Here is a 26,003-nt window from a genome sequence, read left to right as displayed (position 1 = left end):
CGCGCCCGGGCCCCGGATCCGCGCGTCGCGGGCGCCCCACGGCCGCGCCCGGGCCCCGCGCGGAGGCACGGCGCCCACGCGCGGCGGCGGGCCCGATGCGGGACGCGAAAGATGGGAAATTGGCTGGGGTGGTAGGATTCGAACCTACGGTACACGGTACCAAAAACCGCTGCCTTACCGCTTGGCTACACCCCAACCGTGGGCGCGGGGATAAGCGAGGGGCGCTTGGGTCGCAAGCCCAAAATCGCCCCCCGCAAGCCCCGCTTTCAGCCCCGCGCGGCGCGGATCAGCTTGAGGATATCGCGTGCGGCGGCGGGGATGTTCGTGCCCGGCCCGAAGATCGCGGCGACGCCGGCTTTCTTGAGGAAATCGTAATCCTGCTGCGGGATCACCCCGCCGCAGATCACGATGATCTCGCCCGCATCCATCCCCCGGAGCGCGTCGATCAGCTTCGGCGCCAGCGTCCGGTGCCCGGCCGCCTGGCTCGAGATGCCGATCACGTGGACATCGTTGTCCACCGCGTCCTGCGCGGCCTCCTCGGGCGTCTGGAAGAGCGGGCCCACATCCACATCGAAGCCGATATCGGCGAAGGCCGTGGCGATGACCTTGGCGCCGCGGTCATGGCCGTCCTGGCCCATCTTGACCACCAGCATCCGCGGCCGCCGCCCCTCGGCCTCGGCGAACTCCTCGACATCGGCCTGGATCGCCGCGAAATCGTCGTCGCCCTCGTAGGCGGCGCCATAGACCCCGGCCAATGTCTTCACCTCGGCGCGGTGGCGGCCGAACACCGTCTCCATCGCGTCCGAAATCTCGCCCACCGTGGCGCGCTGGCGGGCCGCCTCGACGGCGGCCTCCAGCAGGTTGCCGCCCTCGCCCGCCCGGCGCGTGACCTCGGCCAGCGCGGCGTCGCAGGCGGCCTGGTCGCGGCTCGCGCGGATCCGCCCCAGCCGGGCGACCTGCGCCTCGCGCACCTTGTCGTTGTCGATATCGAGGATGTCGATCGGATCCTCGGTCTCGCGGCGATACTTGTTCACGCCGACGATAACGTCCTCGCCGCGGTCGATCTTGGCCTGCCGCGTCGCCGCGGACTCCTCGATCCGCAGCTTGGGCATCCCCGAGGCGACGGCCTTGGTCATGCCGCCCATCGCCTCGACCTCCTCGATCAGCGTCCAGGCCGCCTCGGCCAGGTCATGGGTCAGCTTCTCGACGTAATAGCTGCCCGCCAGCGGATCGACGACATTGGTGACGCCCGTCTCCTCCTGCAGGATCAGCTGGGTGTTGCGCGCGATGCGCGACGAGTTCTCGGTGGGCAGCGCGATGGCCTCGTCGAAGCTATTGGTGTGCAGCGATTGCGTCCCGCCCAGCACGGCGGCCAGCGCCTCATAGGCGGTGCGGACGACATTGTTGTAGGGGTCCTGCTCCTGAAGCGACACGCCCGAGGTCTGGCAATGGGTCCGCAGCATCGAGGATTTCGGGTTCTTCGGCTCGAATTCCGACATGATGCGATGCCAGAGCAGCCGCGCGGCGCGCAGCTTGGCGGCTTCCATGAAGAAGTTCATGCCGATCGCGAAGAAAAAGCTCAGCCGGCCGGCGAAGCGGTCCACATCCATGCCGCGCGCGATGGCCGCGCGGACATATTCGCGCCCGTCGGCCAGCGTGAAGGCCAGCTCCTGCACCAGGTCGGCGCCGGCTTCCTGCATGTGGTATCCTGAGATCGAGATCGAGTTGAAGCGCGGCATCTCTTCGGCGGTGTATTCGATGATATCCGCGACGATCCGCATCGAGGGCTCGGGTGGATAGATATAGGTGTTGCGGACCATGAACTCCTTCAGGATGTCGTTCTGGATGGTCCCCGAAAGCTGCGCGCGGTCGACGCCCTGCTCCTCGCCGGCGACGATGAAATTGGCCAGGGTCGGGATCACCGCGCCGTTCATCGTCATGGAAACGCTGATCTTTTCCAGCGGAATGCCGTCGAAGAGGATCTTCATGTCCTCGACCGAGTCGATGGCCACCCCCGCCTTGCCCACGTCGCCCACGACGCGCGGATGGTCGCTGTCATAGCCGCGATGGGTGGCCAGGTCGAAGGCCACCGACACGCCCTGCTGCCCGCCGGCCAGCGCACGGCGGTAGAAGGCGTTCGATTCCTCGGCCGTGGAGAAGCCCGCATATTGGCGGATCGTCCAGGGTCGGCCGGCATACATCGTGGCTTTGACCCCGCGCAGATAGGGCGCCTCGCCCGGGATGGCGTCCAGGTGGTCGAGCCCCTCCAGGTCGTCGCGTGTATAGAGCGGCTGGACGTCGATCCCTTCCAGCGTCCGCCAGGTCAGGTCCTCAGGCGCGCGGCCCCTCAACTCGCCCGCAGCCAGGCTCGTCCAACGGTCGCGGGGCCCATGCCGGGTATCGTCGCTGTCGGCGGTCATGGGTGGCTTCCTCCCTCTGGCCCGTGCGGGCGTCTTCATGCGCCCCGTCTATATACGTGGCCAGACCGTCCGCGCCATCACGAAGCCACGTCACCTCGGCGGCGTGGCGTGCGTCGAGCGCGGCGCCCAGATCCGGCGGGAACGGGGCATAGCGGCCGCCGCGTTCGGGCAGCGGCGTCATGCAGCCCTCCGCGCGCAGCCGCGCCCGCAGCGCCCCGAGCGGAAGGGCGGCGTTGAGCGGTCGCACGGGACCCGGCCGCGGCGGCCGCCCCGTGAGTGCGGCGAAAGCCTCGACGGGCTTTTGGCCGATCCCCTCAAATTCCCACACCGCGACCTCGGCCCCCGGAAACACGCGGGCCACGTCCTCGATCACCTGCCGCCATCCCCGCCGCGCGGATGCGATCGCCTCCAGCGTGGCGCGGTCGGGCGGGGCGAAGCCGCGGGTCATCAGGAAGGCGAAGGCGCTGGTCCACCAGGCCGCGGGCGAGCGGATGGCGAGGCAGACGCGGTCGATGCCCGGGACGGCGCGGGCCAGCCGCTCCAGCCGCGGGGCGGCCGAGGGGTAGAGCCGCGCCATCAGGAGATTCTCGCGCAAGCCCCCAAGCGCGTTCTCCTCCGACAGAACGAGGCGCGTTAGGCCCAGCGCCGCCATCTCGCTGCGCAGCATCGCGACCCGGCCCGCGGCACGATGGGCCGCACGGTCCCGCGAGGCCGCCTGGCGTCCGGGATCGCCCAGCACACCGGTCAGCAGCCCCGCCCGGGTGCGGCGCGGCGTCCAGACGGCGACCCCCGCGCGCGCCAGCGGCGCCGCATCGCGTTCCAGCAGGTGCTGCAGGCTGCTCGTGGCGGTGCGGTGGGCGCCCAGGTGCAAGGTGACGGGCGGATCTCGGGTCAGGTGCGGCATCGGGTCTCCGGGCGGGCTGTCTGCGGTCGCGAAAGCCCTAGGATCCGATGCCTTCCGATAGGATTAAGCAGCCATTTCACGACGAATTGCCTCATTCCCGCGACGCACCCTTCGCGCCGCCGCTTCCCCGACCTATATCGGAAGGAACGGAAGGGCACGGAACGAGATGACGATACAGAGTTTCCTATCTGGCATCGCTGCGGCGCTGGCGCTGGTCGGCGCAGCTTTCGCGGCGGACACGCCATCGGTCGCGGAGCGCTGGGAGGCCGACAAGTCGCATTATTTCGACGCGGCGGAGGTCGATCTGGAGGAGCTTCTCTACATCGCCCGCCCGGTCGTGGTCTTCGCGAACTCCCCGCGCGACCCCGCCTTCATCGAGCAGCTGGAGGAGATCGAGTCCGAGATCGACCGGCTGGTCGAGCGCGACGTGATCGTCGTCCTCGACACCGATCCGCGAAACCGCTCGGCCCTGCGAGAGCAGCTGCGCCCCCGCGGCTTCATGCTGGTGCTGATCGGCAAGGATGGTCAGGTGAAGCTGCGCAAGCCGCTGCCCTGGACGGTCCGCGAACTCTCGCGCTCGATCGACAAGATGCCGATGCGCCGCCGCGAGATGCGCGAGAACCCCTCCGGCGAAGGCTGAACGGCCCGCGCGCCCGCTGATTACTCCTCAGAGGCCGCGGAACACCGTCCGCGTGCCGTCCTGGTCGCCCAGGCTGTCGATCAGCTTTCGCCCGTCGGCCGTGGGCTCGCCCTTGTCGTCGAGCCATCCGCGCCGCCGCGCCTTCGCCTCCGGCGCGTTCGTGGCGCCGCCGACATTGGCGGCGAAGGCCAGGATGCGGTCGCGGATCTCGTTAGGCTCGGCTGTCATGGTCGGCTCCGTGGCGGTCATTCGGGAAGGTTCCGCCGGGCAACCTAGCGCGCCCCCGCAGAAGGAAAGCCGGCGACGATGCCGAACGCGTGATGATCCCGGCCCCCGGCCACGCGCCGAACCATCTGTAAAGCCCGCGAAAAACCGGCGCGCCGGGCCGGTCCCGACGCCGCCGGATCACTCGAATTCGAGGATCACGTCATCCACCGCCAGGCTGTCCCCGGGCCCCGCATTGACCTTCGCGACGACGCCCTTGCGCTCGGCGCGCAGGATGTTCTCCATCTTCATCGCCTCGACCACCGCCAGGGCCTGGCCCTCCTGGACCTCGTCGCCCTCGGCCACGTCGACCCGCACGATCAGGCCCGGCATCGGGCAGAGCAGCAGCTTCGAGGTGTCGGCGGCCTGCTTTTCGGGCATCAGCGCCGCGAGCTCGGCCTGGCGCGGCGTGCGGACATGGACGCGCATGTCGGCGCCGCGCGTCCGGATGCGGAAGCCCTGCGTGATCTTGCCCACCTTCAGCACGACGACCTCGCCGCCGACCGAAACGCGCGCCAGCTGGTCGCCCGGCGTCCAGTCCGACTCGACGCGCAGGGTCTCCTCCCCGATGGTGACGTCCGCCCCGCCCCTGTCGGCCGCGATCCGGGTCTCGAAGCGCAGGCCGTTCAGCGTGACGATCCAGTCCGCCCCGACCTTGCGTTCGTGATTGTCCATCCGACCCGAGACGCGGGTGCGCCGGATCTCGGCCACGCGGTGCATGGCCGCGCAGGCGGCCGCGATGCGGCGCAGATGGTCCTCGGGCAGGCTGACACCCTGGAAGCCGTCGGGGAATTCCTCGGCGATGAAGGCCGTGGTCATCTCGCCCGCGACGAATTTCGGATGGTCCATCACCGCCGACAGGAAGGGCAGGTTGTGGCCGATCCCCTCGACCTCGAACCCGTCCAGCGCGTCGCGCATCGCGGCGATGGCCGTGCCGCGATCGGGCGCCCAGGTGCAGAGCTTGGCGATCATCGGGTCGTAGAACATGCTGATTTCGCCGCCCTCGAAGACGCCGGTGTCGTTGCGGACGACGCGCTCGGGCCCCGAGACCTCCTCGGGCGGGCGGTAGCGGGTCAGCCGGCCGATCGACGGCAGGAAGCCGCGATAGGGATCCTCGGCATAGAGCCGGCTCTCCATGGCCCAACCATCGAGCTTGATGTCGTCCTGCGTCAGCGCCAGCCGCTCGCCATTCGCCACGCGGATCATCTGCTCGACCAGATCGACGCCGGTGATCAGCTCGGTCACCGGGTGCTCGACCTGCAGGCGGGTGTTCATCTCCAGGAAGTAGAAATTGCGCTCGCCATCGACGATGAACTCGACCGTGCCCGCGCTGGCATAGCCCACGGCATGGGCCAGCGCGAGCGCCTGCTCGCCCATCGCCCGGCGCGTCGCCTCGTCCAGGAAAGGCGACGGCGCCTCCTCGACGACCTTCTGGTTGCGCCGCTGGATCGAGCATTCGCGCTCGCCCAGATAGACGCCGTTGCCGTGCTGGTCGCAGAGCACCTGGATCTCGATATGGCGCGGCTGGGTGACGAATTTCTCGATGAACATGCGGTCGTCGCCGAAGCTCGACGCCGCCTCGTTCTTCGACGCCTGGAAGCCTTCGCGCACCTCGTCGGCGCTCCAGGCGATGCGCATGCCCTTGCCGCCGCCGCCGGCGCTGGCCTTCAGCATGACCGGGAAGCCGATCTCCTCCGAGATCTTCAGCGCCTCGTCGGCATCGGCGATCAGGCCCATATGGCCGGGCACGGTCGAGACTCCGGCCTCGGCCGCGATCTTCTTCGAGGTGATCTTGTCGCCCATCGCCTCGATCGCGCCCTTGGGCGGGCCAATGAAGGCCACGTCCGCGGCCTCCAGCGCCTCGGCGAATTTCGGATTCTCGGACAGGAAGCCATAGCCCGGATGCACCGCCTGCGCGCCCGACTGGCGGATCGCCTCCATGACCTTCTCGATCACGATATAGGACTGGTTGGCGGGCGGCGGGCCGATATGCACCGCCTCGTCGGCCATGCGCACATGCAGCGCGTCGCGGTCAGCGTCGGAATAGACCGCCACCGTCTTGATGCCCATCCGGCGGGCCGTCTTGATGACCCGGCAGGCGATCTCGCCGCGATTGGCGATCAGGATCTTGTCGAACATTTCATCCCCCTGTCCCGGTCTTTGCGCCGGTCAAACGAAAAAAGGGGCCGCCCCGTCAAGCGACAGGGCGACCCCATGATGGTGCGATGCGGCCCCGAACCGGGGCCCGGTGTCAGAAGTCGTTGGCCAACGCGCCGGCCGCGGCGCCGATTGCGCCGCCGGCGACGCAGTTGCCGTCTTCGATGATTTCGCCGGCCGCACAGCCGATCGCGCCGCCGATGGCCGCGCGCTCCAGGTCGGAACCGGCATAGCAGCCGGCCAGAAGCGTGAGCAGGGCCGCGGCCGGGATGAGAAGGGTACGGTGCATGTCGTGTCTCCGAGTTTTATGCGCGTCTTCAACGCGCGGTTGACCCCCGCGGTTGCATCGGGAGAAGGCCGCGCCGCGCCGGGTTCACGCTCAGCGCGTGAAATCCGCCAGATCGTCGGCCAGCGCGCCGCCTGCCGCACCGATGAGTGCGCCACCGGCCACGTTCTTGTCCAGTGCGGCGGCGCCCAGCCCGCCGATGAGAGCGCCGGCGCCCGCGCGTTCGACATCGGTGCCGTAACAGCCGGAAAGGGCCAGCGCGGCGACGATGCCGGCGGCCCGAAGGGGAATCTTGACCATGGAACTGCTCCTACCTCGTGGTCTTCTTTTTGTTTTGTCGCGTCGCCGTCTCCCGCCCCGATCCGTGTCGCGCCGCCCTGCAGGGCGCTTGCGGAAAAGGGTCCGGACGATGGGTCGACCTTGCGGCCTGTCCATCGCCCGGGAGGGGAAGGGGTACGGTTCCACTCGCATCCTTCGGTTCGCTCCCCGAGGGGACGCGTCTCCACCGGACACCCTTTCACGATGCGGCGCTGGACCCGATCCGCATAACGCGAAGTCGCCGCGATGCCGCGATCGGCGGAGCCTTGCCCAGCGGCGCGGCGCCGTGGCGAATTCATGCCCAATCCGGATCCTCCGGATCGTCCGGAAGGCCCGCATCCGCCTCGAAGGCTTCGGGAAAGGACGCGCGGGCCTGTGTCTCGTCCACCCGCAACAGCGCGTCGTAGCTGGCCGGGTCGAAGGGATCCTCGGCCGCGACGACCTCGCGCCCGAACAGCCAGGACAGCCGTCCCGCATCGAGATTGCCACGCTCGAACGGCGCGTCGCCGAAATGCGCCCAGAGGGCCGCGAGGAAGGCGGTGTCGGCGGCCCGGTCGGCGGGCCTGCGGTCGCGGAACCGCTCGCGCTTGGTGATCGGCGTGACCCCGCGGGGATTGGCGCGGCGGATGGTGAACTGGAAATCCGTCCCCGGCAGCCGGCCCGGGAAACCGCGATGCTTCAGCATGGGCGCGCTCCACGGCATGCCCGGGCAGCGAAGTCGAACGCGTTGCGGAAGGGAGAAAAGGGCCCCGACCCCCATCGGGTCACGGGCGGGTGCGCCCCGGACGCGACGCCATAGCGCCCAAGCCCGGTGGCGGGGTGCAGCGGGGCGCGCGCCAACACGCGCCCCGGCGCGAAATCAGAACTTGCTGGAAACCGGGTCGACGGTGACCGGCTCGACGATGACGACTTCTTCCTCGGCGGGCGCGCCGCAGGCGGCGACGGCAGCGGTGAGGCCGAGAACGGCAACGGTCTTGATGAGCTTACGCATGAATATCTCCTGTCGGTGTTGCGGAGGACTCGGTGCAACGTGGCATGTCCCCTCGGGAGGCAACGATGCCCCAAGGGTAAGGGTTCCGGCAAGCAGAAGACGCCGTTGCGTAAACGCATCAGTAATTCTCCGCCTCGCATGTGCCGTTCTCGACCCGGTAGAGGCCGAAATACTGCGTCGCCTCGGGGTCGGTCGCGCCGCGGGGCACGGGCCTGTCCATCAGCGTCACCACGATGCTGTCGGAGCGCGCATAGGGCAGCGCGGCGACCGGAAGGCCGTGGGTCTCGCACAGCCAGTCCATGTCGTCGCGCGCCCGATCGTAATCGACGCTTCCGCCGTCCCGCGCCACCGCCGGGGCGATGAAGCGCAGGATGGCCTGCGTCCCCTGCCCGTCCACGCGCTCCCACAGCACCTGCCAGAGCACCACCGCCTGGCCCGAGGGCACGCCCTGCGCGGCGGCCGGCCCGCCGAGCCCGAGGCCGAGCGCCAAGCCGAGCGCCGAACCCATTGCGCGGCTCAGTGGTTTCGCAGGGCCTCGATCAGCGCGTCCTTGTCCATGTCCGAGCGGCCCTCGATCCCGATCTCCTGCGCCCGCGCATAGAGATCGTCCTTTGTCCATTCCTCGTAGGGCGGCGCCTTGCCGCCCTTGTGCCCCGGGTCCTGGCTGTCGGATGCCTGCGCATTGGCGATCCGGGCGGCCTTCTCCTTCGAGGCGCCGTCCTCGCGCAGCGCCTGATAGGTCTCGTCGTCCTTGATCGACGGTCCGTGGTCCTTGCTCATGCTTCGCTCCTCCTGAGCCACCGAACGGTCGGACGCCGGGCCGGGTTCCCGCGCCGCTCATGCCGCGGCCTTCCGCGCCATCAGGCGCAGGTGGCTCGCGCCGCGCCCGATCTGCTCGACCGGCCCGACGGCTTCCAGCGCGCCGCGCTCCTGCGCCGCGACCCGGGTCCGCACGTCGAGGATCAGCGCCCCGCCGCACGCGATCTGCCGCGCGTAGAAATCCGCGTAGGTCGCCGCCGGGTAGTGAAATCCGCAAGACAGCATCGAAAGCGCGACATCGACCGGCGCGACCGCGTCCAGATCGTCCGTCTGCGGGTTCACGGTCTCGATCCTGTCGCCCGGAACGCCGTTGGCCTCGAGGAAGGCGCGCGCGCCGGCCAGCGAGGCATAGGCCGCGCCGGTATCGGCGAAGCCGAAATGGCGCGCCTCGTCGTCCGCCTCGGTGTCGATCAGGACCAGGCGCGCCCCGAAATCGCGATGGGCGAAAAGGTCGGCCATGGCGTAGCCGCAGCCGATATCGGCGATCGAACCCGGCCGCATTCGCACGAGCGCGTGCAGCATCTCGCGGTATTCCAGCCAAGCCACCGCCGCCGCACGCCGTGCCAGTTCCTCGCCCCGGCGTTGGACAATCGCCTCCAGCGCGGCGCCGTCGCCCTTCGTCCAGGCCCGGATGATCCGGCCCGGCCGGGCCTCGTCCCAGAGGATCTCGGAGCGCTGCAGGATCAGGTTCACGTGATCGGCCGGCCCGAACATCGACAGGTCGAGATCCCAGATCTCGGCGGTCCGGCAGCAATCCTCGATCGCGTCAGGTGTCAGAGGCCGGCCCATCGCGCCCTCTCCGATCTCACAGCGGGATCGTGTCGTGCTTCCGCCAGGGCCGGTCCTGCCGCTTGCTGCGCAAGGACGCGAAGGCCCGCGCGATCCGCTTTCGGGTGGCGCGCGGCTGGATCACCTCGTCGATGAAGCCCTTCTCGGCGGCGACGAAGGGGTTGGCGAAGCGGTCCTCGTAATCCTTGGTGCGCGCCGCGATCTTGTCGGGATCGCCCAGCTCCGAGCGGTACAGGATCTCGACCGCGCCCTTGGCGCCCATCACCGCGATCTCGGCCGACGGCCAGGCATAGTTGAAATCGCCCTTCAGATGCTTGGACGCCATGACGTCATAGGCCCCGCCATAGGCCTTGCGGGTGATGACCGTGACCTTGGGCACCGTCGCCTCGCCATAGGCGAACAGCAGCTTCGCGCCGTGCTTGATGACGCCGCCGAATTCCTGGCTCGTCCCCGGCAGGAAGCCCGGCACGTCCACCAGCGTCAGGAGCGGGATCGAATAGGCGTCGCAGAAGCGCACGAATTGCGCGGCCTTGCGCGAGCTGTCGATGTCCAGGCACCCCGCCAGCACCATCGGCTGGTTGGCCACCACGCCGACGGTCCGCCCCTCGATCCGGATGAAGCCGGTCAGGATGTTCTTGGCGTAGTCGGGCTTGATCTCGAAGAAATCCCCCTCGTCGGCCAGCTTCACGATCAGCTCGGCCATGTCGTAGGGCGCGTTCGGATTGTCGGGGATCAGCGTGTCGAGGCTTTCCTCGATGCGCTCGGGGTCGTCGAAGAAGGGCCGCACGGGCGGCACCTCCCGGTTCGACAGGGGCAGGAAATCGATCAGCCGCCGCACTTCGGCCAGCGCCTCGACATCGTTCTCGAAGGCCAGGTCCGCGACACCGGATTTCTTGGTGTGGGTCGTGGCGCCCCCCAGGTCCTCGGCGGTGACGATCTCGTTGGTCACGGTCTTCACCACGTCGGGGCCGGTCACGAACATGTAGGACGTGTCGCGCACCATCAGGATGAAGTCGGTCATCGCGGGCGAATAGACCGCGCCGCCCGCGCAGGGCCCCATGATGACGCTGATCTGCGGGATGACGCCGCTCGCGTCGATATTGCGCTGGAAGACCTCGGCATATCCGGCCAGCGAGGCGACGCCTTCCTGGATGCGCGCGCCGCCCGAGTCGTTGAGCCCGATCACCGGCGCGCCGTTCTGCAGCGCCATGTCCTGGATCTTGCAGATCTTCTGGGCGTGGGTTTCCGACAGCGAGCCGCCGAAGACGGTGAAATCCTGGCTGAAGACATAGACCAGCCGCCCGTTGATCGTGCCCCAGCCGGTGACCACGCCGTCGCCCGAGGGGCGGTCCTCGGCCATGCCGAAATCGGTGGCGCGGTGGGCGACGAACATGTCGAACTCCTCGAACGAGCCGTCGTCGAGCAGAAGCTCGATGCGCTCGCGCGCGGTGAGCTTGCCCTTGGCGTGCTGGGCCGCGATCCGCCGCTCGCCCCCGCCCATCCGGGCATGTTCGCGCCGCGCCTCGAGCTGTTCGAGAATGTCCTTCATGGTCCGCCCTCCCGTCTTGCGCCCCGTTCCTACGCCCCGCATGCGGCCCGAGGGAAGTCCGAAAGGGGATAATCCGCCCGATCCCGCCCCCGAGGCGCGCCCGGCCGGACGCCGCCGCCCGGTCGACGAAGGCGGGTCCGGCGCTATGTTTCGGGGTCGGCCCGGCCGCCGATGCCATTCCTGCACAGGCGCCTGTGCAGCGTCGCGGGGTTGGCCGAACGCATCGGAAAGGCATATCGCGATACTATGGCGGTCACGACAGACATCCCCCGCGCGCGGCGCAGCCCTCCGCACATCCTGACGCTCGTCGCGCTGGTCGGGCTGTCGACGCTCGCCATGAACGTGTTCCTGCCCTCGCTGCCGGCGATGGCGGACTGGTTCGCGGCCGATTACGCGATGATCCAGCTCTCGGTCGGGCTCTATCTCGGGGTGAACGCGGTCCTGCAGCTCTTCGTCGGCCCGATCTCGGACCGGTTCGGCCGGCGGCCCGTGATCCTCGCGGGGCTCGTGCTGTTCATGCTGGCCACGCTGGGCTGCCTCTGGGCCGAGACGATCGAGACCTTCCTCGCCTTCCGCATGGCGCAGGCCGCCATCGTCGTCGCCATGGTCCTCAGCCGCGCCGTCGTGCGCGACCTCTACCCGCAGGACAAGGCCGCCTCGATGCTGGGCTACGTCACCATGGGCATGTCCGTCGTGCCGATGGTCGGCCCCGCGATCGGCGGCGTACTCGAGGGCTATTTCGGCTGGCAGGCCAATTTCTGGCTGCTGCTCGCCGCGGGCGGCGCGCTCTGGCTCCTGACCTATATCGACCTGGGCGAGACCGCGCCCCGCACCGGCGGCAGCTTCCGCGACCAGGCCAAGCAATATCCCGAGCTTCTGACCTCGCGGCGCTTCTGGGGCTATTGCGCCTCCTCGGCCTTCGCCTCGGGCGCCTTCTTCGCCTATCTGGGCGGCGCGCCCTTCGTCGGCGCGCAGGTTTTCCGCATGGATCCCGCCACGCTGGGCGTCTTCTTCGGCGCCCCCGCGCTCGGCTATCTCGTCGGCAACGGCATCTCGGGGCGCTATTCGCAGCGCTTCGGCATCGACCGGATGATCCTCTGGGGCGCGGTGGGCCAGGTCTCGGGGCTCGGGCTGCTGCTGGTCCTGACGCTCATGGGCTACACCTCGCATTGGCTGTTCTTCGGATTCATGACCTTCGTTGGCCTCGGCAACGGGCTCGTCATCCCCAACGCGACGGCCGGGATGCTGTCGGTGCGGCCGCATCTGGCCGGCACGGCCTCCGGCCTGGGCGGCGCGATGATGATCGGCGGCGGCGCCGCGCTCTCGGCGCTCGCGGGCTGGCTTCTGGGCTTCGGCGGCGGGGCGCTGCCGCTGGTCGCGCTGATGGTCGCCTCGGGCTCGGCCAGCGTCACCGCCACCGTGCTGACCATCCGCCGCAACCGGCAGCTCGCCGCCTGAGCCTTCCGCTTGCCGCGCGCGCCGTTTGTCTGCGAAGACTGGTGCGACGCGCCCGAGGGAGGACATCATGGAACTGACCGGCACCCGCATCATCGCCGCGCCGCGCGAAACCGTCTGGGCGCGGCTCAACGACGCCGAGACGCTGAAGGCCTGCATTCCCGGCTGCGAGGAGCTGACCGGATCGCCGGAAGAGGGCTTCCAGGCGACGGTCAAGCAGAAGGTCGGCCCGGTGAAGGCCACCTTCAAGGGCGAGGTCACGGTCTCCGACGCCAACCCGCCCGAAAGCTACCGCATCGCCGGGGAAGGCAAGGGCGGCGTCGCGGGCTTCGCCAAGGGCGGGGCGAACGTGACGCTGGCCGAGGTGCCCGAAGGGACCGAGCTCAGCTATGCCGTGGACGCCAAAGTCGGCGGCAAGATCGCGCAACTGGGCTCGCGCCTGATCGACAGCTTCGCCGCCAAGATGGCCGACGCCTTCTTCGAGAACTTCAAGGACGAGGTCGAGGGCACCGCGGTCAGCCCGCAGGACCTGGTCACCTGAGCGCCTAGCCGCCCGCGCGCCGCCACCCGGCCGCGCGGGCCTCGGCTTCCGAGCAGAACCACCGCTCGCCCCGGCGCGTGTCGATCCTCGTGCGCCCGTAGGCGCGGTCGCCCGGCATGTGGTAGAGCCGCCCATTGTCCGAGATATTGTCCTTGATCGGGCATTGGCCCGGCCCCGGAGCGCGGGCGGCGGCCCGCTCGGCCCGCAACGCGGCGCGCCATTCGGCGGGGTCCTGCATCTCGTAGGCCCAGAGCCCGCGCGCCATCAGCACGGCCTCCTTCTCCTGCTCGCGATAGGCCGGGTCGTCGCGATAGGTCCGGGCGACGCCCAGCCGGACGAGCTCGGCATTGATCTCCGTGCCGTCCACGCGGCAGGTCGCCAGCGCCCGGCCGTAGCGGTCGGTTTCGTGCACCCGGCACACTGCCTGCCGCCCGCCATAGAGCCGCCGCGCCGCATCCGTCGCCATCTCGCCGCAGGCCAGGATGCGCGCGCCGTCCCGGCAGGTCTGCCCCGCCTCGGGCGCATCGATGCCGATCAGCCGGATATTGACCGGCGCGCCGATATCGATCGTGTCGGCATCGACGACGCGGACCGGGCCCGACAGAACCTCCGCCGCGGCGGGCAGGGCCATGCAAAGGAGGAGTGAACAGAGCTTGAACATATCCGGTACAAACCGGACGATTCGCGCGCGGGCAATCCGAAATCCTAAGAATGCGTTAATGCAGAAATGCGGTGTGTCAGTATTTCGCCGCGCCCGAGGGCGGCGTGATCTGCCGTTTCAGCCGGCTCTCGCGCCAGGCGATGAAGCTGACCGAGGCGATGATGATCGCGGCGCCCAGGATGACGAACCCGTCGGGCGGCTCGTCGAACAGCGCCCAGCCCAGCAGCACCGCCCAGACCATCTGCAGGAAGGTCACCGGCTGGGTGACCGAGATCGGCGCGGCCGCGAAGGCGCGCGTCATCGCGTAATGGCCCGCCGTCGCGAAGAAGGCGACCGCGAACATCCAGCCCAGGTCGGCCGGCGTGGGCGTCACCCAGACCGCAGCCGCGAAGGGCGCCAGCCCCAGCGTCACCGTCACCGACAGCATCGCCACCACCATGCCCGCCGAATACCGGTCCGACAGCGGCTTCGCCAGGAGGTAGGACGCGCCGAACAGCATCGCGGTTCCCAGCATCGCGAGATGCCCGGTCTCGACCTCGCGGAAGCCCGGCCGCAGGATCACCACCACGCCCAGCAGCGCCGCGATCACCGCCATGATCCGCCGCGCGGCCAGCCGCTCGCCCAGGAAGATCGCGGCGCCCAGCGTCACGTAGACCGGGTTGAGGTAGTTCATCGCCGTCACCTCGGCGATCGGGATCTGCGTCATCGCGTAGAACCACATCATCACCGCCAGCGTGTGCGCCGCGCCCCGCCCCGCGAAGAGCCCCAGGTCGCGCCGCGTCAGCCGCGCGGCCAGCAGCGAGCGGGCCAGCGGCAGCAGGAAGACGAGGCCCAGCAGGTATCGCAGGAAGGCCGCCTCGGCGGCGGGCAGGTCCTGCGCGGCGTGCTTGACCACGGCCGTCACCGCGATGAAGCAGAGCCCCGTCGCGATCATCCACAGGATGCCTTGCAGCGGGCGGGACGGCGTCGTCATGCCGTCTCTCTGCGCCGGGCCGCCGCGGAGGGCAAGCGACCGCCCGGCAAAGGCGCCGTTACGCGGGGCTCAGGATCAGGCCCGCGGCGATGGCCCACATGACCAGCGCCACGCCCGCATCCAGCACCCGCCACGCCCCGGGCCGTGCAAACAGCGGCCGCAGCAGGCGCGCCCCGAGGGCCAGCGCGAAGAAGAAGACGAAGGACGCGGTCACGGCCCCCAGCCCGAAGACGCGCGGCGCCGCCGCCTGGGTCGATATCGAGCCCAGCAGGACCAGCGTGTCGAGATAGACATGCGGGTTGAGCCAGGTCAGCGCGAGGCAGGTCAGCACCGCGCGCCGGAGCCCGCCCGCACCCCCCGCCGCCTCCAGCGCTTGCCCGCCGCGCCAGGCCGACCACGCCGCCCGCGCGCCATAGACCAGCAGGAACGCCGCCCCGCCCCAGCGGAAGGCCGGCACCAGCCAGGGCAGGACACCGACCAGCGCGCCGATGCCCGCGACCCCCGCCGCGATCAGGAGCGCATCCGACAGCGCGCAGGTCAGCGCCACGGCCAGCACATGCTCGCCGCGCAGCCCCTGCCGCAGCACGAAGGCGTTCTGCGCGCCGATGGCGAGGATGAGCGAGAACCCGAGCCCGAAGCCCGACAGGAAGGAGGTCATGGACGCATCTCGCCCCCGCCGCACCCCCGCCGCAAGCCGAAGCCGCCCCTCAGCCCGAGGGCGAACGGTCCGAGGCCTCGATCGCCCGGGCCCGCCCCAGCAGCGTCAGCGCAATGGCCAGCACGAACATGGCCGTCAGAAGCCCCAGCACCCGCTCGTAGAGCCCGTCCCAGGCGTCGTCCATGAAGAAGAAGACCGGCGCCATCGGCACCCACAGCACCGTCGCCGCGCGACACGCCAGCCGCAGCCGCCCCGAGATCGCCCCCGCCCCCTGCGACATCGCCCAGGGGATGACCGCGAAGGCGAGGCCCAGCGCATAGACCAGGTAGACATGGATCACCGCGCCGTCCCGGTCGGCATCGCCGTATTCGTTGCGCGCGCCCACCAGAAACACGACCTGCGCGGTGAAAATCAGCCCGAAGATCCCCGTGGTCCAGCCGCGCCCGCCCAGATGCGCATGGGCCGCGCCCACGGCGCAGGCGATCAGCGCGGCGGAATAGGCATAGATCCCGGTATCCACGATCCACTCGTAAGGCCCCGCACCCAGATCGCTGATCGTGTCGGCGATCCAGTCGTGGTTCGGCACCACGAAATCCGCCACCAGGATCGACAGTGCGAAGAGCACCGTCCCCGCGATGGCGAGCCAGCCGGTCCCGCGCAGGATATGCGGATGCTCCGCCAGCGGGTCGCCGGGGCGTTCGGGGATGTCGCGGGGATCCATCGGGGCCTTTCCCGCGGGGGCAGTGTCCGCCGCGTGCCGCCCCAACCCGTCGAGCGTCGCGGCGGTTCCGGCGCTCAGAGCTGCGCCATCACCTCGTCGCTCGCCTCGAAATTGGCGGTGACGGCCTGGACGTCGTCATCGTCCTCCAGCGCGTCGATCAGCTTCATCAGGGCCTGCATCCCCTCGAGGTCCAGCTCGGTCGTGGTCTGCGGCCGCCAGACCAGTTTGGTCGATTCCGCCTCGCCCAGGCTCTCCTCCAGCGCGGTCGAGACGGCGTTCAGGTCGCTGTCGGCGCACCAGATGACATGGGCGTCCGCGTCGGATTCGACGTCCTCGGCCCCGGCCTCGATCGCGGCCATCATCACGTCATCCTCGGACCCGGCGGCGGCCGGGTAGACGACCTGCCCCTTGCGGTCGAACATGAACCCGACCGAGCCCGTCTCGCCCAGGTTCCCGCCGTTCTTCGAGAAGGTCGAGCGCACCGAGGAGGCGGTGCGGTTGCGGTTGTCGGTCATCGCCTCGACGATGATCGCCACGCCGTTCGGGCCATAGCCCTCGTAGCGGATCTCGTCGTAATTCTCGGCATCGCCGCCCGTCGCCTTGGCGATGGCGCGCTCGATATTGTCCTTGGGCATGGATTGCGACTTGGCCTCCTTCACGGCCAGCCGCAGGCGCGGGTTCTTGTCGGGATCGGGGTCGCCCATCTTGGCGGCCACGGTGATTTCCTTCGACAGGCGCGAAAAGAGCTTCGCGCGCAGCTTGTCCTGCCGCCCCTTGCGGTGCTGGATGTTCGCCCATTTCGAATGGCCCGCCATGGGTGTCGCTCCGGTCTTATCTGGTATCGGCGCGCGTATAGCGCCCCGCCCCCGGCTTCCGCAATCCCGGCATGGGCGCGGCGCGGTTTGTCCTTCGGCCCACGCCCCGGCCGCGCTACAGATCTCCTGAGGCAATTCGAGAACCCGTCCGATGACCACCGACCAGATGATCCTCTTCGCCCTTTTCGGCGCGGTCTTCGCGATGCTGCTCTGGGGCCGGTTCCGCTACGACCTCGTGGCCTTCACCGCCCTTCTTCTGGGCGTGATGCTGGGCGTCGTCCCGAAGGCGGACGCCTTCTCGGGCTTCGGCCATCCCGCCACGATCATCGTGGCCCTGGTGCTGATCGTCTCGGCGGGGCTGGTGCGCTCGGGCGCGGTGCTGCTGATCACGCGCCATCTCGTCGACAGCAGCCGCGGCCTCTTGGCCCATATCGCGGTGATGGGCGGCATCGGCGCGGTGCTCTCGGCCTTCATGAACAACGTGGCGGCGCTGGCGCTCCTGATGCCGGTCGACATGGCGACCGCGCGCAAGGCGGGACGCGCGCCGGGGATCACGCTGATGCCGCTCAGCTTCGCGACGATCCTGGGCGGGATGATCACGCTGATCGGCACGCCGCCCAACATCATCATCGCGGGCATCCGCCGCGACCAGCTGGGCGAAAGCTTCTCGATGTTCGACTTCGCCCCCGTGGGCGCCGTCACCGCCGCGGCGGGGCTCGTCTTCGTCGCCGCCATCGGCTGGCGCCTCATTCCCGCACCCGAGCGCGGCGCGCAGGCCGGGATCGGGCCCGAGGACATGGCCGATTACGTGGCCGAACTGACCGTGCCGGAGGGCAGCAAGCTGGTCGGCACCACGCTGGGCGACCTGCAACCCGCCGCCGACGAGGCGGGCGCGCATCTCATGGGGCTGATCCGCGGGGGGCGGCGGCTCTACGGCTCGGCCCGGAGCGTGGTACTCGAGCCCGGCGACGCCATCGTGCTCGAGGCCGCACCCGACGCGCTGGACGAGTTCCGCGCCGGCGAGGGCCTCGATTTCTCCGACGAACGGCGCATGACGCTGCTCGACGCGGCCGAACACGGCCTGTCGCTGATCGAGGTCGTCGTCCCGGAAACCAGCCGCATCCGCGGCCGCACCTCGGAGGCCATCGGCCTCGCCTCGCGGCACCGGTCCGTGCTGCTGGGCATCTCGCGCCGGGGCCGGCGGATCACCGACCGGCTGCGCCGCACCGAAGTCGAAGCCGGCGACATCCTGCTTCTTCTCATGCCCTCGGACATGGCCGATGACGTGATCAGCTGGCTGGGCGTGCTGCCCCTGGCCGACCGCGGCCTCGCCGTGACCGAGAACCGCAAGATCTGGCCCGCTGTCGGCATCTTCGCCGCCGCGGTCGCCGCGGCCAGCTTCGGGCTCGTGGACCTGACCGTCGCGCTGGGCGGGGTCGTCGCGCTCTACGCCGTGTCCCGGATCGTGCCCCTGGCCGAGCTCTACGACCATGTCGAATGGCCGGTCGTCGTGCTGCTGGGCTCGATGATCCCGCTGGGCGCCGCGCTCCAGACCTCCGGCGGGACCGAGCTGATCGCGGGCTGGCTGACCGCCCTGACCGAGGGGCGGCCCGCCTGGGTCGCGCTCCTGGTGCTGATGGTCGTGACGATGACCCTGTCCGACGTGCTCAACAACACCGCCACCGCCATCGTCGCGGCCCCGGTCGGCATCGCGATGGCGGCCGATCTGGGCGTCTCGCCCGACCCGTTCCTGATGGCCGTGGCCGTCGCCGCCTCCTGCGCCTTCCTCACGCCGATCGGGCACAAGAACAACACGCTGGTGCTCGGCCCCGGCGGCTACCGCTTCGGCGATTACTGGCGGATGGGCCTGCCGCTCGAGGCGCTGGTCATCGCCGTCTCCGTGCCGACGATCCTCGTCGTCTGGCCACTCTGAGCCCGCGCCTCCACCGTCCCTGCCCGCGCCCCGCTCCCACCGGCACGATGTCATTTCACGTCCGACACGGATCACCCGCAGATCACCCGTGGATCACCCACGAAATCCGCGGCCCCCGGACGCCCCGCCGCGCCGGCCCCTTGCCCCCGCCGCCCTGCCGTCGCATGAGACGCGCATGGCCCTCTTGCGCTTCACCATTCTCGGCTGCGGCTCGTCCGGCGGGGTGCCGCGACTGGGCGGAAACTGGGGCGATTGCGATCCCGCCAACCCGAAAAACGCGCGCCGCCGCTGCTCGCTCCTGGTCGAGCGGATCACCGAAGCCGGCACCACCCGGGTCCTCGTCGACACCTCGCCCGACATGCGGGCGCAGCTTCTCGACGCGGGCATCGGCCATCTCGACGGGGTGGTCTGGACGCATCAGCACGCCGACCATGTCCACGGGCTCGACGACCTGCGGATGATTGTCTTCAACCGTCGGAAAATGCTGGACATCTGGGCCGACGACGCGACCTTCGAGGCGCTGGAGCGGCGCTTCGGCTATGCCTTCGAGACGCCGCCGGGCTCCAGCTATCCGCCGATCCTGAACCGCCACCGTCTGGACGGCCCCGTGAGCATCGACGGCCCCGGTGGGCGGCTCAGCGTGCTGCCGATCCAGGTGGACCACGGCGATATCGACGCGCTCGGCCTGCGCTTCGGCGATCTCGTCTACATGCCCGATGTTAACGCCATCCCCGAGCAGGCCGAATGGCTGCTCTCGGGGCTGAAGGTCTGGATCCTCGACGCGCTGCGGCGCACGCCCCATCCCTCGCATCTGAGCCTCGCGGAGTCGCTGCAATGGCTGGAACGGATGAAACCCGAGCGCGGCATCCTGACCAACATGCATGTCGACCTCGACTGGGCCACGGTCGATGCCGAGACGCCCGAGACGATCACCCCCGCCTGGGACGGCATGGTGATCGAGCTGCCCGATGACTGAGACCGCGCGCCGTCATGCTTGACGTACTCGCGGTCACCCTGCCGGTCTTCCTGATCATCGGCGCGGGCTACCTGGCCGTCTGGCGCAATCTCTTCAGCCAGGCGCAGGTCGACGGGCTGATGGTCTTCACCCAGAGCTTCGCGATCCCCTGCCTGCTGTTCCTCGCGATCGCGCGGCTCGACCTCGGGCAGGGCTTCGACTGGCGGCTTCTGACCAGCTACTACTCGGGCTCGATCCTCTGCTTCGCGGCCGGCATCCTGGGCGCGCGCCTCTGGCTCAAGCGCGGGATCGAGGATGCGGTGGCGATCGGGTTCGCCGCCATGTTCGCCAACACCGTGCTGCTGGGCCTGCCCATCGCGGAACGGGCCTATGGCGTGGACAGCCTGACGCCGAACTTCGCGATCATCGCGGTGCACGCGGCGTTTTGCTACCTGCTGGGCACCACCGCGATGGAGATCGCGCGCGCCGGCGGCGGCGGAATGCTGGGCGGGATGCGCTCGGTCGGGCGCGCGATGGCGCGCAACTCGCTGATGATCGGTGTGGGGCTGGGGCTCGCCGTCAACCTGTCGGGGCTGCCTCTGCCCGGCCCGGTGGACGAGGCCGTCGGTCTGATCGCCAGCGCCGCCCTGCCCGCCGCCCTGTTCGGGCTGGGCGGCGTCCTCGTGCAGTACCGCCCCGAAGGCGACGCGCGCGGCATCGCGCTGGTCTGCGCGCTCTCGCTGGTCGTCCATCCCGCCTGGACCTTCGCCGCCGGGTCCCTGCTGGGCCTGAGCCAGGGCCAGCTGCGCGGCGCCGTGGTGACGGCCGCGATGGCGCCCGGCGTGAACGCCTATCTCTTCGCGGCGATCCACGGCCGCGCGGTACGGATCAGCGCCTCGGCGGTTCTGATCGGAACGGCGGCCTCGGTGGTGACGGCCTCGGGCTGGCTGCTGCTGCTCTGAACGCGGCGGCGAGACGGTCCTTCCGGGCCAACGCGGGCCGCTCGATCGCATGCCAGCAGATCACGGCCAGCGGCAGGGTGATCAGGGCCGCCACCGCGGCGTTGTCGAGCGGTGTCATCGGCCCGGCCCAATGCAACAGCGCCTGCTGCACTGGGAAGGCGATGATGTAGACGCCGTAGGAATAGTCCCCCAGCCTGTTCCAGCCCCGGATCGCACCCCCCGGCCGAAACGCCAAGAGCGCGGCGCCGTAGCCCAGCGCCAACGCCAGCGTCTCGGCGGCCAACGGACTTCCGCGCAGGAACCAAGCCAGGGCCAGGAACGCCGCGCCCACGTCCCAGCGCAGGACGATCCGGTCCCGCCAGGCCCAAGCGGCCATGCCGAGGGCAAAGGGAAAGGCCAGAAGGCGCAGGGCCGCCAGCTTTTGGGGCAGCGCGGGCGCGACCAGCGCCCCCAAGGCGTAGAGGATGGCGAAGACCGTCAGCGCCACCGTCAGGCGGCGCCGGTCCCCCACAAGGCCCAGCAGGCCCAGCGCCAGCACGGCGCCGTAGCAGGCGACCTCGTGCACCAGCGTCCAAAGCGAGCCGTTCACCGCGCCGGGATAGGGGGCGTCCATCAAGACGCCCGGCAGCGGATATTGCAGGAAGGCCAAGGACAGATTTCGCAGCGGATAGGTCCAGGTCGCGGGGTCTGTGACATAGTCGGCCAGCGGCATGTCCGTCATCACCGGGCCCAGCCCGAACGCGGTCAGCAAAACAACCACCGCCAGCGCGGGGAAGAGCCTTGCGATCCGGGCGGCGAGGAAGGCGGCCGCGTCCGGTCGGCGCGCCCAGCTTCCGGCGATCAGAAAGCCCGAAAGGACGAAGAACACCGTCACCGCCATCGTCGCGAGCGACGTGCCCCACAGCGCCGCCACCGGCGGCAGGGCATCGGGCCCCCGCGCGATCGGCCAGGCATGGCTGAACAGCACCGCGAGCGCCGCCAGAAGGCGGATCAGGTTGAGATTGTTGTCGCGCCCGTCGGACGCGGGTCCAAGGACCATCGGGATGCCCCTTCCGGTTCACCCCCCCAGAAGGTTTCGTCTGGCACCACGCCGCCCATGCTGTCTAGTGCGCGCGCGGCAGCGTCGGGCGTGTGTGGCCCATCGGTCGCGGCTGCGGTCAGCTTTCGCTTCCGGGGGTCGCGCGTTCAGCGAAGGCGTCGAGGAGCGGCAGGATCTGCTTGTCCAGCTCCCAGGCGACGAAGAGCGGGATCAGCTCGGCCTCGCCGGCGGGCTCGCCCAGCCAGTCGGGGCGCTCGAGCGGGCGCGCGGATTTGTGCAGCCCGTTGCAAAATGGCTGGCGCGAGAGCCAGGCGCGCATGTCCTCGCGCTTGTTGCGCGAATGGAACGGGCCCCAATCGGCGGCCACGCCCCGCATGCCCTGGCTGACGACGCCGTCGCGCGGGACGGTGCGGTTCATGATGCGGACGGCGCAGGACATGTTGAGCGCGCCATCCTTCAGCGCCTCGCCCGACCGCGCGCGGCAGCCGTATCCGCGCGCGGTCGCGGGCAGGATCTGGACCAGACCGTACCAGAGCCCGCCGCCGCCGACGGCGGTCGGCCGCCAGGTGCTTTCGTGCTTGGCCAGCGTCGACAGAAGCCCCGCCCAGAACGCCTTGCGCCCCCAGCGGTCGGCTTCGGGATAGGCGGGGCACCAGGTCTCGATGTCGCGAGGCACGGTGTCGATCAGACGCCGGCCATGACTGTCGAGGGCGCGCATCGCGGCGCGGGTCCATTGCTCCGAGCCGCGGACATGGTCCCAGCGCAGGTCGGGCAGTTCCTCGACGATGACGCGCGGCCGAAGCCCGGGCCGGGCCGAAAGCGCGGGCGCGTAATCCGAAACGGGCGGCAGCTCCGGCGTGGCCGCATAACCCATGGTGCTGCCGACGGTCGTCAGCGCGCGCACGGCGGGCCGCTCCTCGGCCAGCGCGGCCGAAGCCGTGCAGACCAGCGCAGCCGTGGCCAGCGCGCGGACCCCGCCCGTCAATCGATTCGCAAGTCCCATCTCACCCCCGCGGATCACCCGCATCGTCTCTCGCAGCCCAGAGCTAGGTTTCCCGACCGTCCGGGCAACTAGCAGTGGTAGCGCCGGGACCCGACCGGTCGTCCCGGCCCGCAGTCCGGGTGATCCGGCGCGCGATCGGGCTAGCAGATCTAGCGGTTTTCGCCAAACGCCCGGGCCCCGTCGCACCCGAAACCGGCGCCGCGGCGCCGCCCGCCGCGCCGCTTGCCCCCGCATGGCGCGCGCCGTAAACCCGCCCCGTCCAGCCCGGAGGCCGCCATGCTCGACCTGACTTACGAGACCCCCAAGCCCAAGGTGATCGCGGGCGAGACGGATGACTGGGAACTGGTCATCGGGATGGAGGTCCATGCCCAGGTCTCGTCCAACGCGAAGCTGTTCTCGGGCGCCTCGACCCGGTTCGGGGCCGAGCCCAATTCCAACGTAGCCTTCGTCGATGCCGGCATGCCCGGCATGCTGCCCGTCATCAACGAATTCTGCATCGCGCAGGCAGTGCGCACGGGGCTGGGCCTGAAGGCCGAGATCAACCTGATGTCGGCCTTCGACCGGAAGAACTACTTCTATCCGGACCTGCCGCAGGGCTACCAGATCAGCCAGCTCTACCACCCGATCGTGGGCGAGGGCGAAGTGCTGGTCGAGATGGGCGACGGCACCGCGCGGGTCGTGCGGATCGAGCGCATCCATCTGGAACAGGACGCGGGCAAGTCGATCCACGACATGGATCCGTCCATGTCCTTCGTGGATCTCAACCGCACCGGCGTCGCGCTGATGGAGATCGTCAGTCGCCCCGACATCCGCGGCCCCGAGGAGGCCGCCGCCTACGTCACCAAGCTGCGCCAGATCATGCGCTATCTCGGCACCTGCGACGGCAACATGCAGAACGGAAGCCTGCGGGCGGATGTCAACGTCTCGGTCTGCCGGCCCGGCGCCTACGAGAAATATCAGGAGACGCAGGATTTTGCGCATCTGGGCACGCGCTGCGAGATCAAGAACATGAACTCGCTGCGCTTCATCCAGGCGGCCATCGACTACGAGGCCCGCCGCCAGATCGTACTGCTGGAGCGCGGCGCGAGCGTCACGCAGGAGACGCGCCTCTATGATCCCGACAAGGGCGAGACGCGGTCGATGCGCTCCAAGGAGGAGGCGCATGACTACCGCTATTTCCCCGATCCCGACCTTCTGCCGCTGGAGATCGAGCAGGCCTGGATCGACGATATCGCCGCCCATCTGCCCGAATTGCCCGACGCCAAGAAGGCGCGGTTCATCGGCGAGTTCGGCCTGTCGGATTACGACGCCTCGGTGCTGACCGCGGACACGACCTCGGCCGCGTTCTTCGAGCGGGTCGTCGCCGCCTCGGGCAACGGCAAGGCCAGCGCGAACTGGGTCATCAACGACCTGTTCGGCCGGCTGAAGAAGAACGAGACGGATATCGAGGCCTCGCCCGTTTCGCCCGAACAGCTGGGCGCGATCATCAGGCTGATCGAGACGGGCGACATCTCGGGCAAGATCGCCAAGGACCTGTTCGAGATCGTCTATGTCGAGGGCGGCGACCCCGCCGAGATCGTCGCGTCCCGCGGCATGAAGCAGGTCACCGACACCGGTGCTATCGAGGCGGCCGTGGACGAGATCATCGCCGCCAATCCCGCGCAGGTCGAGAAGGCGCAGGCCAACCCGAAGCTCGCCGGCTGGTTCGTGGGCCAGGTGATGAAGGCGACGGGCGGCAAGGCCAATCCGAAGGCGGTGAACGAGATCGTGACGGCCAAGCTGGGTCTCTGACGGGCAAGGCGGTTCGCCCGGACACCGGGTCCGGATCGACGCCGGGCTAGGTCGCGAAGTCGGATCACGGTATCCTCTGGCCACGCCCGAGCCGGGATCCGACCATGCTGATTTTCACGCGCCGCGCGCTCCACCGGGGCAAGTTCACCGACAACGCCGCCTCGCTGACCCGCTATGGCGCGCCTCGCCGGGCGGGCAATGCCTGGCGATTGAAGCAGCTGAGCGAGGCGCAGTGGCACAGCGCGATCGATGCCGAATCCGGTGACGGCACGATCCTGCTCTACATCCACGGCTACAACACCACCCAGTCGGGCCTCTTCCGGCGGCTCGCCCGCATCGAGGCGGGACTGCGTGCCGAGGGCTTCCGCGGCGCGGTGGTGGGCTACGACTGGCCGAGCCTCGGCAAACCCTTGAGCTATTCGAGCGACCGGACCATGGCCAAGGCCATCGCCCGCTACCTGGTCGAGGACGGCATCTGGCCGCTTCTGGCCCGCACGCCGCGGCCCCGACTGCACCTGATGGCGCATTCCATGGGCTGCTACGTCACGCTGAAGGCGCTGGCGCAGTTCGGGGACGGGACCGGGTCGCGGCGCTGGCTGCGCGAGGTCGCCTTCACCGCCTGCGACGTGGATCACAACCTGATGCGAAAGGGCGCGGTCGGGACGCTCCTGCTCAACAACCGCGCGCTTCGCTTCACGCATTACTACAACCCGCTCGACGAGGTGCTCGCCGTGCCCGGCCGGATCATCAATGGCGGGCGCCGGCGCTCGGGTCGGCTGGGCATGATCGGGCCGCGCTATCCCAGCCATTGGGACGTGAGCTGCCAGGCCCAGTTCCGCCGCGACGCCAAGGGCACCGCCGGCAGCGATTTCGAGAACATGCTGCTGTCGCATTCCTGGTGGTTCGACAATCCGGGCTTCCTCAAGGACCTCGCCGCGACGCTGGACGGGGCGGACGCGGCGACGCTTGCGACGCGCCAGCGCCTTTCGAACGGGGATCAGCGGCTTCTGACCTGACGGCCCCGCGCGGCGGAGTGACGCGGCGCGCCCGGCGCGTCAGTCGCCTTCCGACAGCTCCATCGACAGGGCGTGGATGCGGCCCATCACCTCGCCCAGCGCGGCATGCACCATGCGGTGGCGGGCGACGCGGCCTTGCCCGGCAAAGGCTTGCGAGACGATCACGACATGCCAGTGGCTTTCGCCGGAGCCGTCATCGCCCGCATGTCCGGCATGGCGATGGCTCTCGTTTCGGACGTCCAGACGGCTGGGCTGGAACGCGGTTTCCAGCCGCTCCCGGATGGTGGCTTCCATCGTCATCGCTTTTCCCCCGTCAAGGTCTTTCATCCGGCTGCGCAATGAC

At 69.6% G+C, this 26,003-nt stretch carries 28 protein-coding genes and 1 tRNA gene; 8 read left to right on the top strand and 21 right to left on the bottom strand.

The genetic code is table 11. From position 1 onward, the window contains the following. Positions 1-120: 120 nt before the first annotated feature. From P8627_RS13560 to P8627_RS13550, 3 genes are all read right to left on the bottom strand, one after another. A tRNA-Gln gene (locus tag P8627_RS13560) sits at positions 121-195 on the bottom strand. A gap of 71 nt (positions 196-266) precedes the next feature. After that, positions 267-2,420, bottom strand: coding sequence for a methylmalonyl-CoA mutase (gene scpA, locus P8627_RS13555; protein ID WP_279964728.1), 2,154 nt, complete (start codon positions 2,418-2,420; stop codon positions 267-269). Further along, entirely contained in the window at positions 2,332-3,324 is a 993-nt protein-coding gene (locus tag P8627_RS13550; RefSeq protein WP_279964727.1) for a hypothetical protein, read from the bottom strand. Before P8627_RS13550 ends, scpA begins: the two co-directional genes overlap by 89 nt. Before the next feature lie 166 nt (positions 3,325-3,490). On the opposite strand from P8627_RS13550, the gene P8627_RS13545 reads away from it, so the two are divergent. Next, complete coding sequence (locus P8627_RS13545) at positions 3,491-3,964, top strand: DUF4174 domain-containing protein (RefSeq protein ID WP_279964725.1); 474 nt, start codon at positions 3,491-3,493, stop codon at positions 3,962-3,964. Between the two features lie 27 nt (positions 3,965-3,991). Here P8627_RS13545 and P8627_RS13540 read toward each other — a convergent pair whose 3' ends face one another. From P8627_RS13540 to P8627_RS13495, 10 genes are all read right to left on the bottom strand, one after another. Further along, positions 3,992-4,192 (bottom strand): hypothetical protein, encoded by a 201-nt coding sequence (locus tag P8627_RS13540; protein WP_279964722.1) that lies wholly within the window; start codon positions 4,190-4,192, stop codon positions 3,992-3,994. A gap of 177 nt (positions 4,193-4,369) precedes the next feature. Continuing rightward, positions 4,370-6,367, bottom strand: coding sequence for an acetyl/propionyl/methylcrotonyl-CoA carboxylase subunit alpha (locus P8627_RS13535; protein WP_279964720.1), 1,998 nt, complete (start codon positions 6,365-6,367; stop codon positions 4,370-4,372). A 112-nt stretch (positions 6,368-6,479) separates the two neighbouring features. Beyond that, complete coding sequence (locus tag P8627_RS13530; RefSeq protein WP_279964719.1) at positions 6,480-6,674, bottom strand: hypothetical protein; 195 nt, start codon at positions 6,672-6,674, stop codon at positions 6,480-6,482. Positions 6,675-6,764: 90 nt separating this feature from the next. Beyond that, positions 6,765-6,971: a hypothetical protein gene (locus P8627_RS13525; RefSeq protein WP_279964718.1), complete on the bottom strand. Its 207-nt coding sequence runs from the start codon at positions 6,969-6,971 to the stop codon at positions 6,765-6,767. 313 nt (positions 6,972-7,284) lie between these two features. Further along, the gene (locus P8627_RS13520; RefSeq protein WP_279964717.1) at positions 7,285-7,674 is read right to left on the bottom strand and encodes a hypothetical protein; all 390 of its coding nucleotides are present in this window, start codon (positions 7,672-7,674) and stop codon (positions 7,285-7,287) included. A gap of 174 nt (positions 7,675-7,848) precedes the next feature. Continuing rightward, positions 7,849-7,980 carry a hypothetical protein gene (locus P8627_RS13515; RefSeq protein ID WP_279964716.1) on the bottom strand — a complete coding sequence of 44 codons (132 nt, stop codon included), beginning with the start codon at positions 7,978-7,980 and terminating at the stop codon, positions 7,849-7,851. Positions 7,981-8,098: 118 nt separating this feature from the next. Then, positions 8,099-8,488, bottom strand: a complete 390-nt coding sequence (locus tag P8627_RS13510) for a DUF6497 family protein (RefSeq protein ID WP_279964715.1) — start codon at positions 8,486-8,488, stop codon at positions 8,099-8,101. 8 nt (positions 8,489-8,496) lie between these two features. Beyond that, entirely contained in the window at positions 8,497-8,760 is a 264-nt protein-coding gene (locus P8627_RS13505) for a DUF7218 family protein (RefSeq protein WP_279964714.1), read from the bottom strand. Positions 8,761-8,817: 57 nt separating this feature from the next. Next, the gene (locus P8627_RS13500; RefSeq protein WP_279964712.1) at positions 8,818-9,588 is read right to left on the bottom strand and encodes a hypothetical protein; all 771 of its coding nucleotides are present in this window, start codon (positions 9,586-9,588) and stop codon (positions 8,818-8,820) included. Between the two features lie 16 nt (positions 9,589-9,604). Continuing rightward, the gene (locus tag P8627_RS13495; RefSeq protein ID WP_279964710.1) at positions 9,605-11,137 is read right to left on the bottom strand and encodes an acyl-CoA carboxylase subunit beta; all 1,533 of its coding nucleotides are present in this window, start codon (positions 11,135-11,137) and stop codon (positions 9,605-9,607) included. A gap of 246 nt (positions 11,138-11,383) precedes the next feature. Here P8627_RS13495 and P8627_RS13490 point away from each other — a divergent pair, with 246 nt between their 5' ends. Further along, positions 11,384-12,595 (top strand): multidrug effflux MFS transporter, encoded by a 1,212-nt coding sequence (locus P8627_RS13490; RefSeq protein ID WP_279964709.1) that lies wholly within the window; start codon positions 11,384-11,386, stop codon positions 12,593-12,595. A 67-nt stretch (positions 12,596-12,662) separates the two neighbouring features. Then, the gene (locus P8627_RS13485) at positions 12,663-13,133 is read left to right on the top strand and encodes a CoxG family protein (RefSeq protein ID WP_279964708.1); all 471 of its coding nucleotides are present in this window, start codon (positions 12,663-12,665) and stop codon (positions 13,131-13,133) included. Positions 13,134-13,137: 4 nt separating this feature from the next. Here P8627_RS13485 and P8627_RS13480 read toward each other — a convergent pair whose 3' ends face one another. From P8627_RS13480 to P8627_RS13460, 5 genes are all read right to left on the bottom strand, one after another. Continuing rightward, positions 13,138-13,794, bottom strand: coding sequence for a thermonuclease family protein (locus P8627_RS13480; protein WP_279964706.1), 657 nt, complete (start codon positions 13,792-13,794; stop codon positions 13,138-13,140). Positions 13,795-13,870: 76 nt separating this feature from the next. Continuing rightward, entirely contained in the window at positions 13,871-14,767 is an 897-nt protein-coding gene (locus P8627_RS13475) for a DMT family transporter (RefSeq protein ID WP_279964704.1), read from the bottom strand. A gap of 58 nt (positions 14,768-14,825) precedes the next feature. After that, positions 14,826-15,425, bottom strand: coding sequence for a LysE/ArgO family amino acid transporter (locus P8627_RS13470; protein WP_279964703.1), 600 nt, complete (start codon positions 15,423-15,425; stop codon positions 14,826-14,828). Between the two features lie 49 nt (positions 15,426-15,474). After that, positions 15,475-16,146 carry a DUF998 domain-containing protein gene (locus P8627_RS13465; protein WP_279964702.1) on the bottom strand — a complete coding sequence of 224 codons (672 nt, stop codon included), beginning with the start codon at positions 16,144-16,146 and terminating at the stop codon, positions 15,475-15,477. Positions 16,147-16,220: 74 nt separating this feature from the next. After that, positions 16,221-16,961, bottom strand: coding sequence for a YebC/PmpR family DNA-binding transcriptional regulator (locus tag P8627_RS13460; RefSeq protein ID WP_279964701.1), 741 nt, complete (start codon positions 16,959-16,961; stop codon positions 16,221-16,223). 151 nt (positions 16,962-17,112) lie between these two features. Here P8627_RS13460 and P8627_RS13455 point away from each other — a divergent pair, with 151 nt between their 5' ends. From P8627_RS13455 to P8627_RS13445, 3 genes are all read left to right on the top strand, one after another. Further along, positions 17,113-18,894: an SLC13 family permease gene (locus P8627_RS13455; protein WP_279964700.1), complete on the top strand. Its 1,782-nt coding sequence runs from the start codon at positions 17,113-17,115 to the stop codon at positions 18,892-18,894. A 175-nt stretch (positions 18,895-19,069) separates the two neighbouring features. After that, positions 19,070-19,870 carry an MBL fold metallo-hydrolase gene (locus P8627_RS13450; protein ID WP_279964699.1) on the top strand — a complete coding sequence of 267 codons (801 nt, stop codon included), beginning with the start codon at positions 19,070-19,072 and terminating at the stop codon, positions 19,868-19,870. 14 nt (positions 19,871-19,884) lie between these two features. Continuing rightward, positions 19,885-20,811, top strand: a complete 927-nt coding sequence (locus P8627_RS13445) for an AEC family transporter (protein WP_279964696.1) — start codon at positions 19,885-19,887, stop codon at positions 20,809-20,811. Here P8627_RS13445 and P8627_RS13440 read toward each other — a convergent pair. Together P8627_RS13440 and P8627_RS13435 are read right to left on the bottom strand one after the other, a co-directional pair. After that, the gene (locus tag P8627_RS13440) at positions 20,738-21,850 is read right to left on the bottom strand and encodes an acyltransferase family protein (protein WP_279964695.1); all 1,113 of its coding nucleotides are present in this window, start codon (positions 21,848-21,850) and stop codon (positions 20,738-20,740) included. The two genes, P8627_RS13445 and P8627_RS13440, sit on opposite strands and share 74 nt — an antisense overlap. A gap of 118 nt (positions 21,851-21,968) precedes the next feature. Then, positions 21,969-22,853: a transglycosylase SLT domain-containing protein gene (locus P8627_RS13435; protein ID WP_279964694.1), complete on the bottom strand. Its 885-nt coding sequence runs from the start codon at positions 22,851-22,853 to the stop codon at positions 21,969-21,971. A gap of 276 nt (positions 22,854-23,129) precedes the next feature. Between P8627_RS13435 and gatB the strand changes: the two genes are divergently transcribed. Both gatB and P8627_RS13425 read left to right on the top strand, forming a co-directional pair. Then, a complete protein-coding gene (gene gatB / locus P8627_RS13430; protein WP_279964693.1) occupies positions 23,130-24,644 on the top strand; it encodes an Asp-tRNA(Asn)/Glu-tRNA(Gln) amidotransferase subunit GatB in 1,515 nt (504 codons plus the stop codon). A gap of 104 nt (positions 24,645-24,748) precedes the next feature. Next, positions 24,749-25,660, top strand: coding sequence for an alpha/beta fold hydrolase (locus tag P8627_RS13425; RefSeq protein ID WP_279964691.1), 912 nt, complete (start codon positions 24,749-24,751; stop codon positions 25,658-25,660). 39 nt (positions 25,661-25,699) lie between these two features. Here the strand turns inward: P8627_RS13425 and P8627_RS13420 are convergent, their stop codons facing one another. Further along, positions 25,700-25,960, bottom strand: coding sequence for a BolA family protein (locus P8627_RS13420; protein ID WP_279964690.1), 261 nt, complete (start codon positions 25,958-25,960; stop codon positions 25,700-25,702). Positions 25,961-26,003: the final 43 nt, after the last annotated feature.

The organism is Jannaschia sp. GRR-S6-38 (assembly GCF_029853695.1).
GTDB lineage: Bacteria > Pseudomonadota > Alphaproteobacteria > Rhodobacterales > Rhodobacteraceae > Jannaschia > Jannaschia ovalis.
The sequence above is the reverse complement of the archived record's forward strand: the minus strand, read 5'-3'. Positions and strand labels throughout refer to the sequence as shown.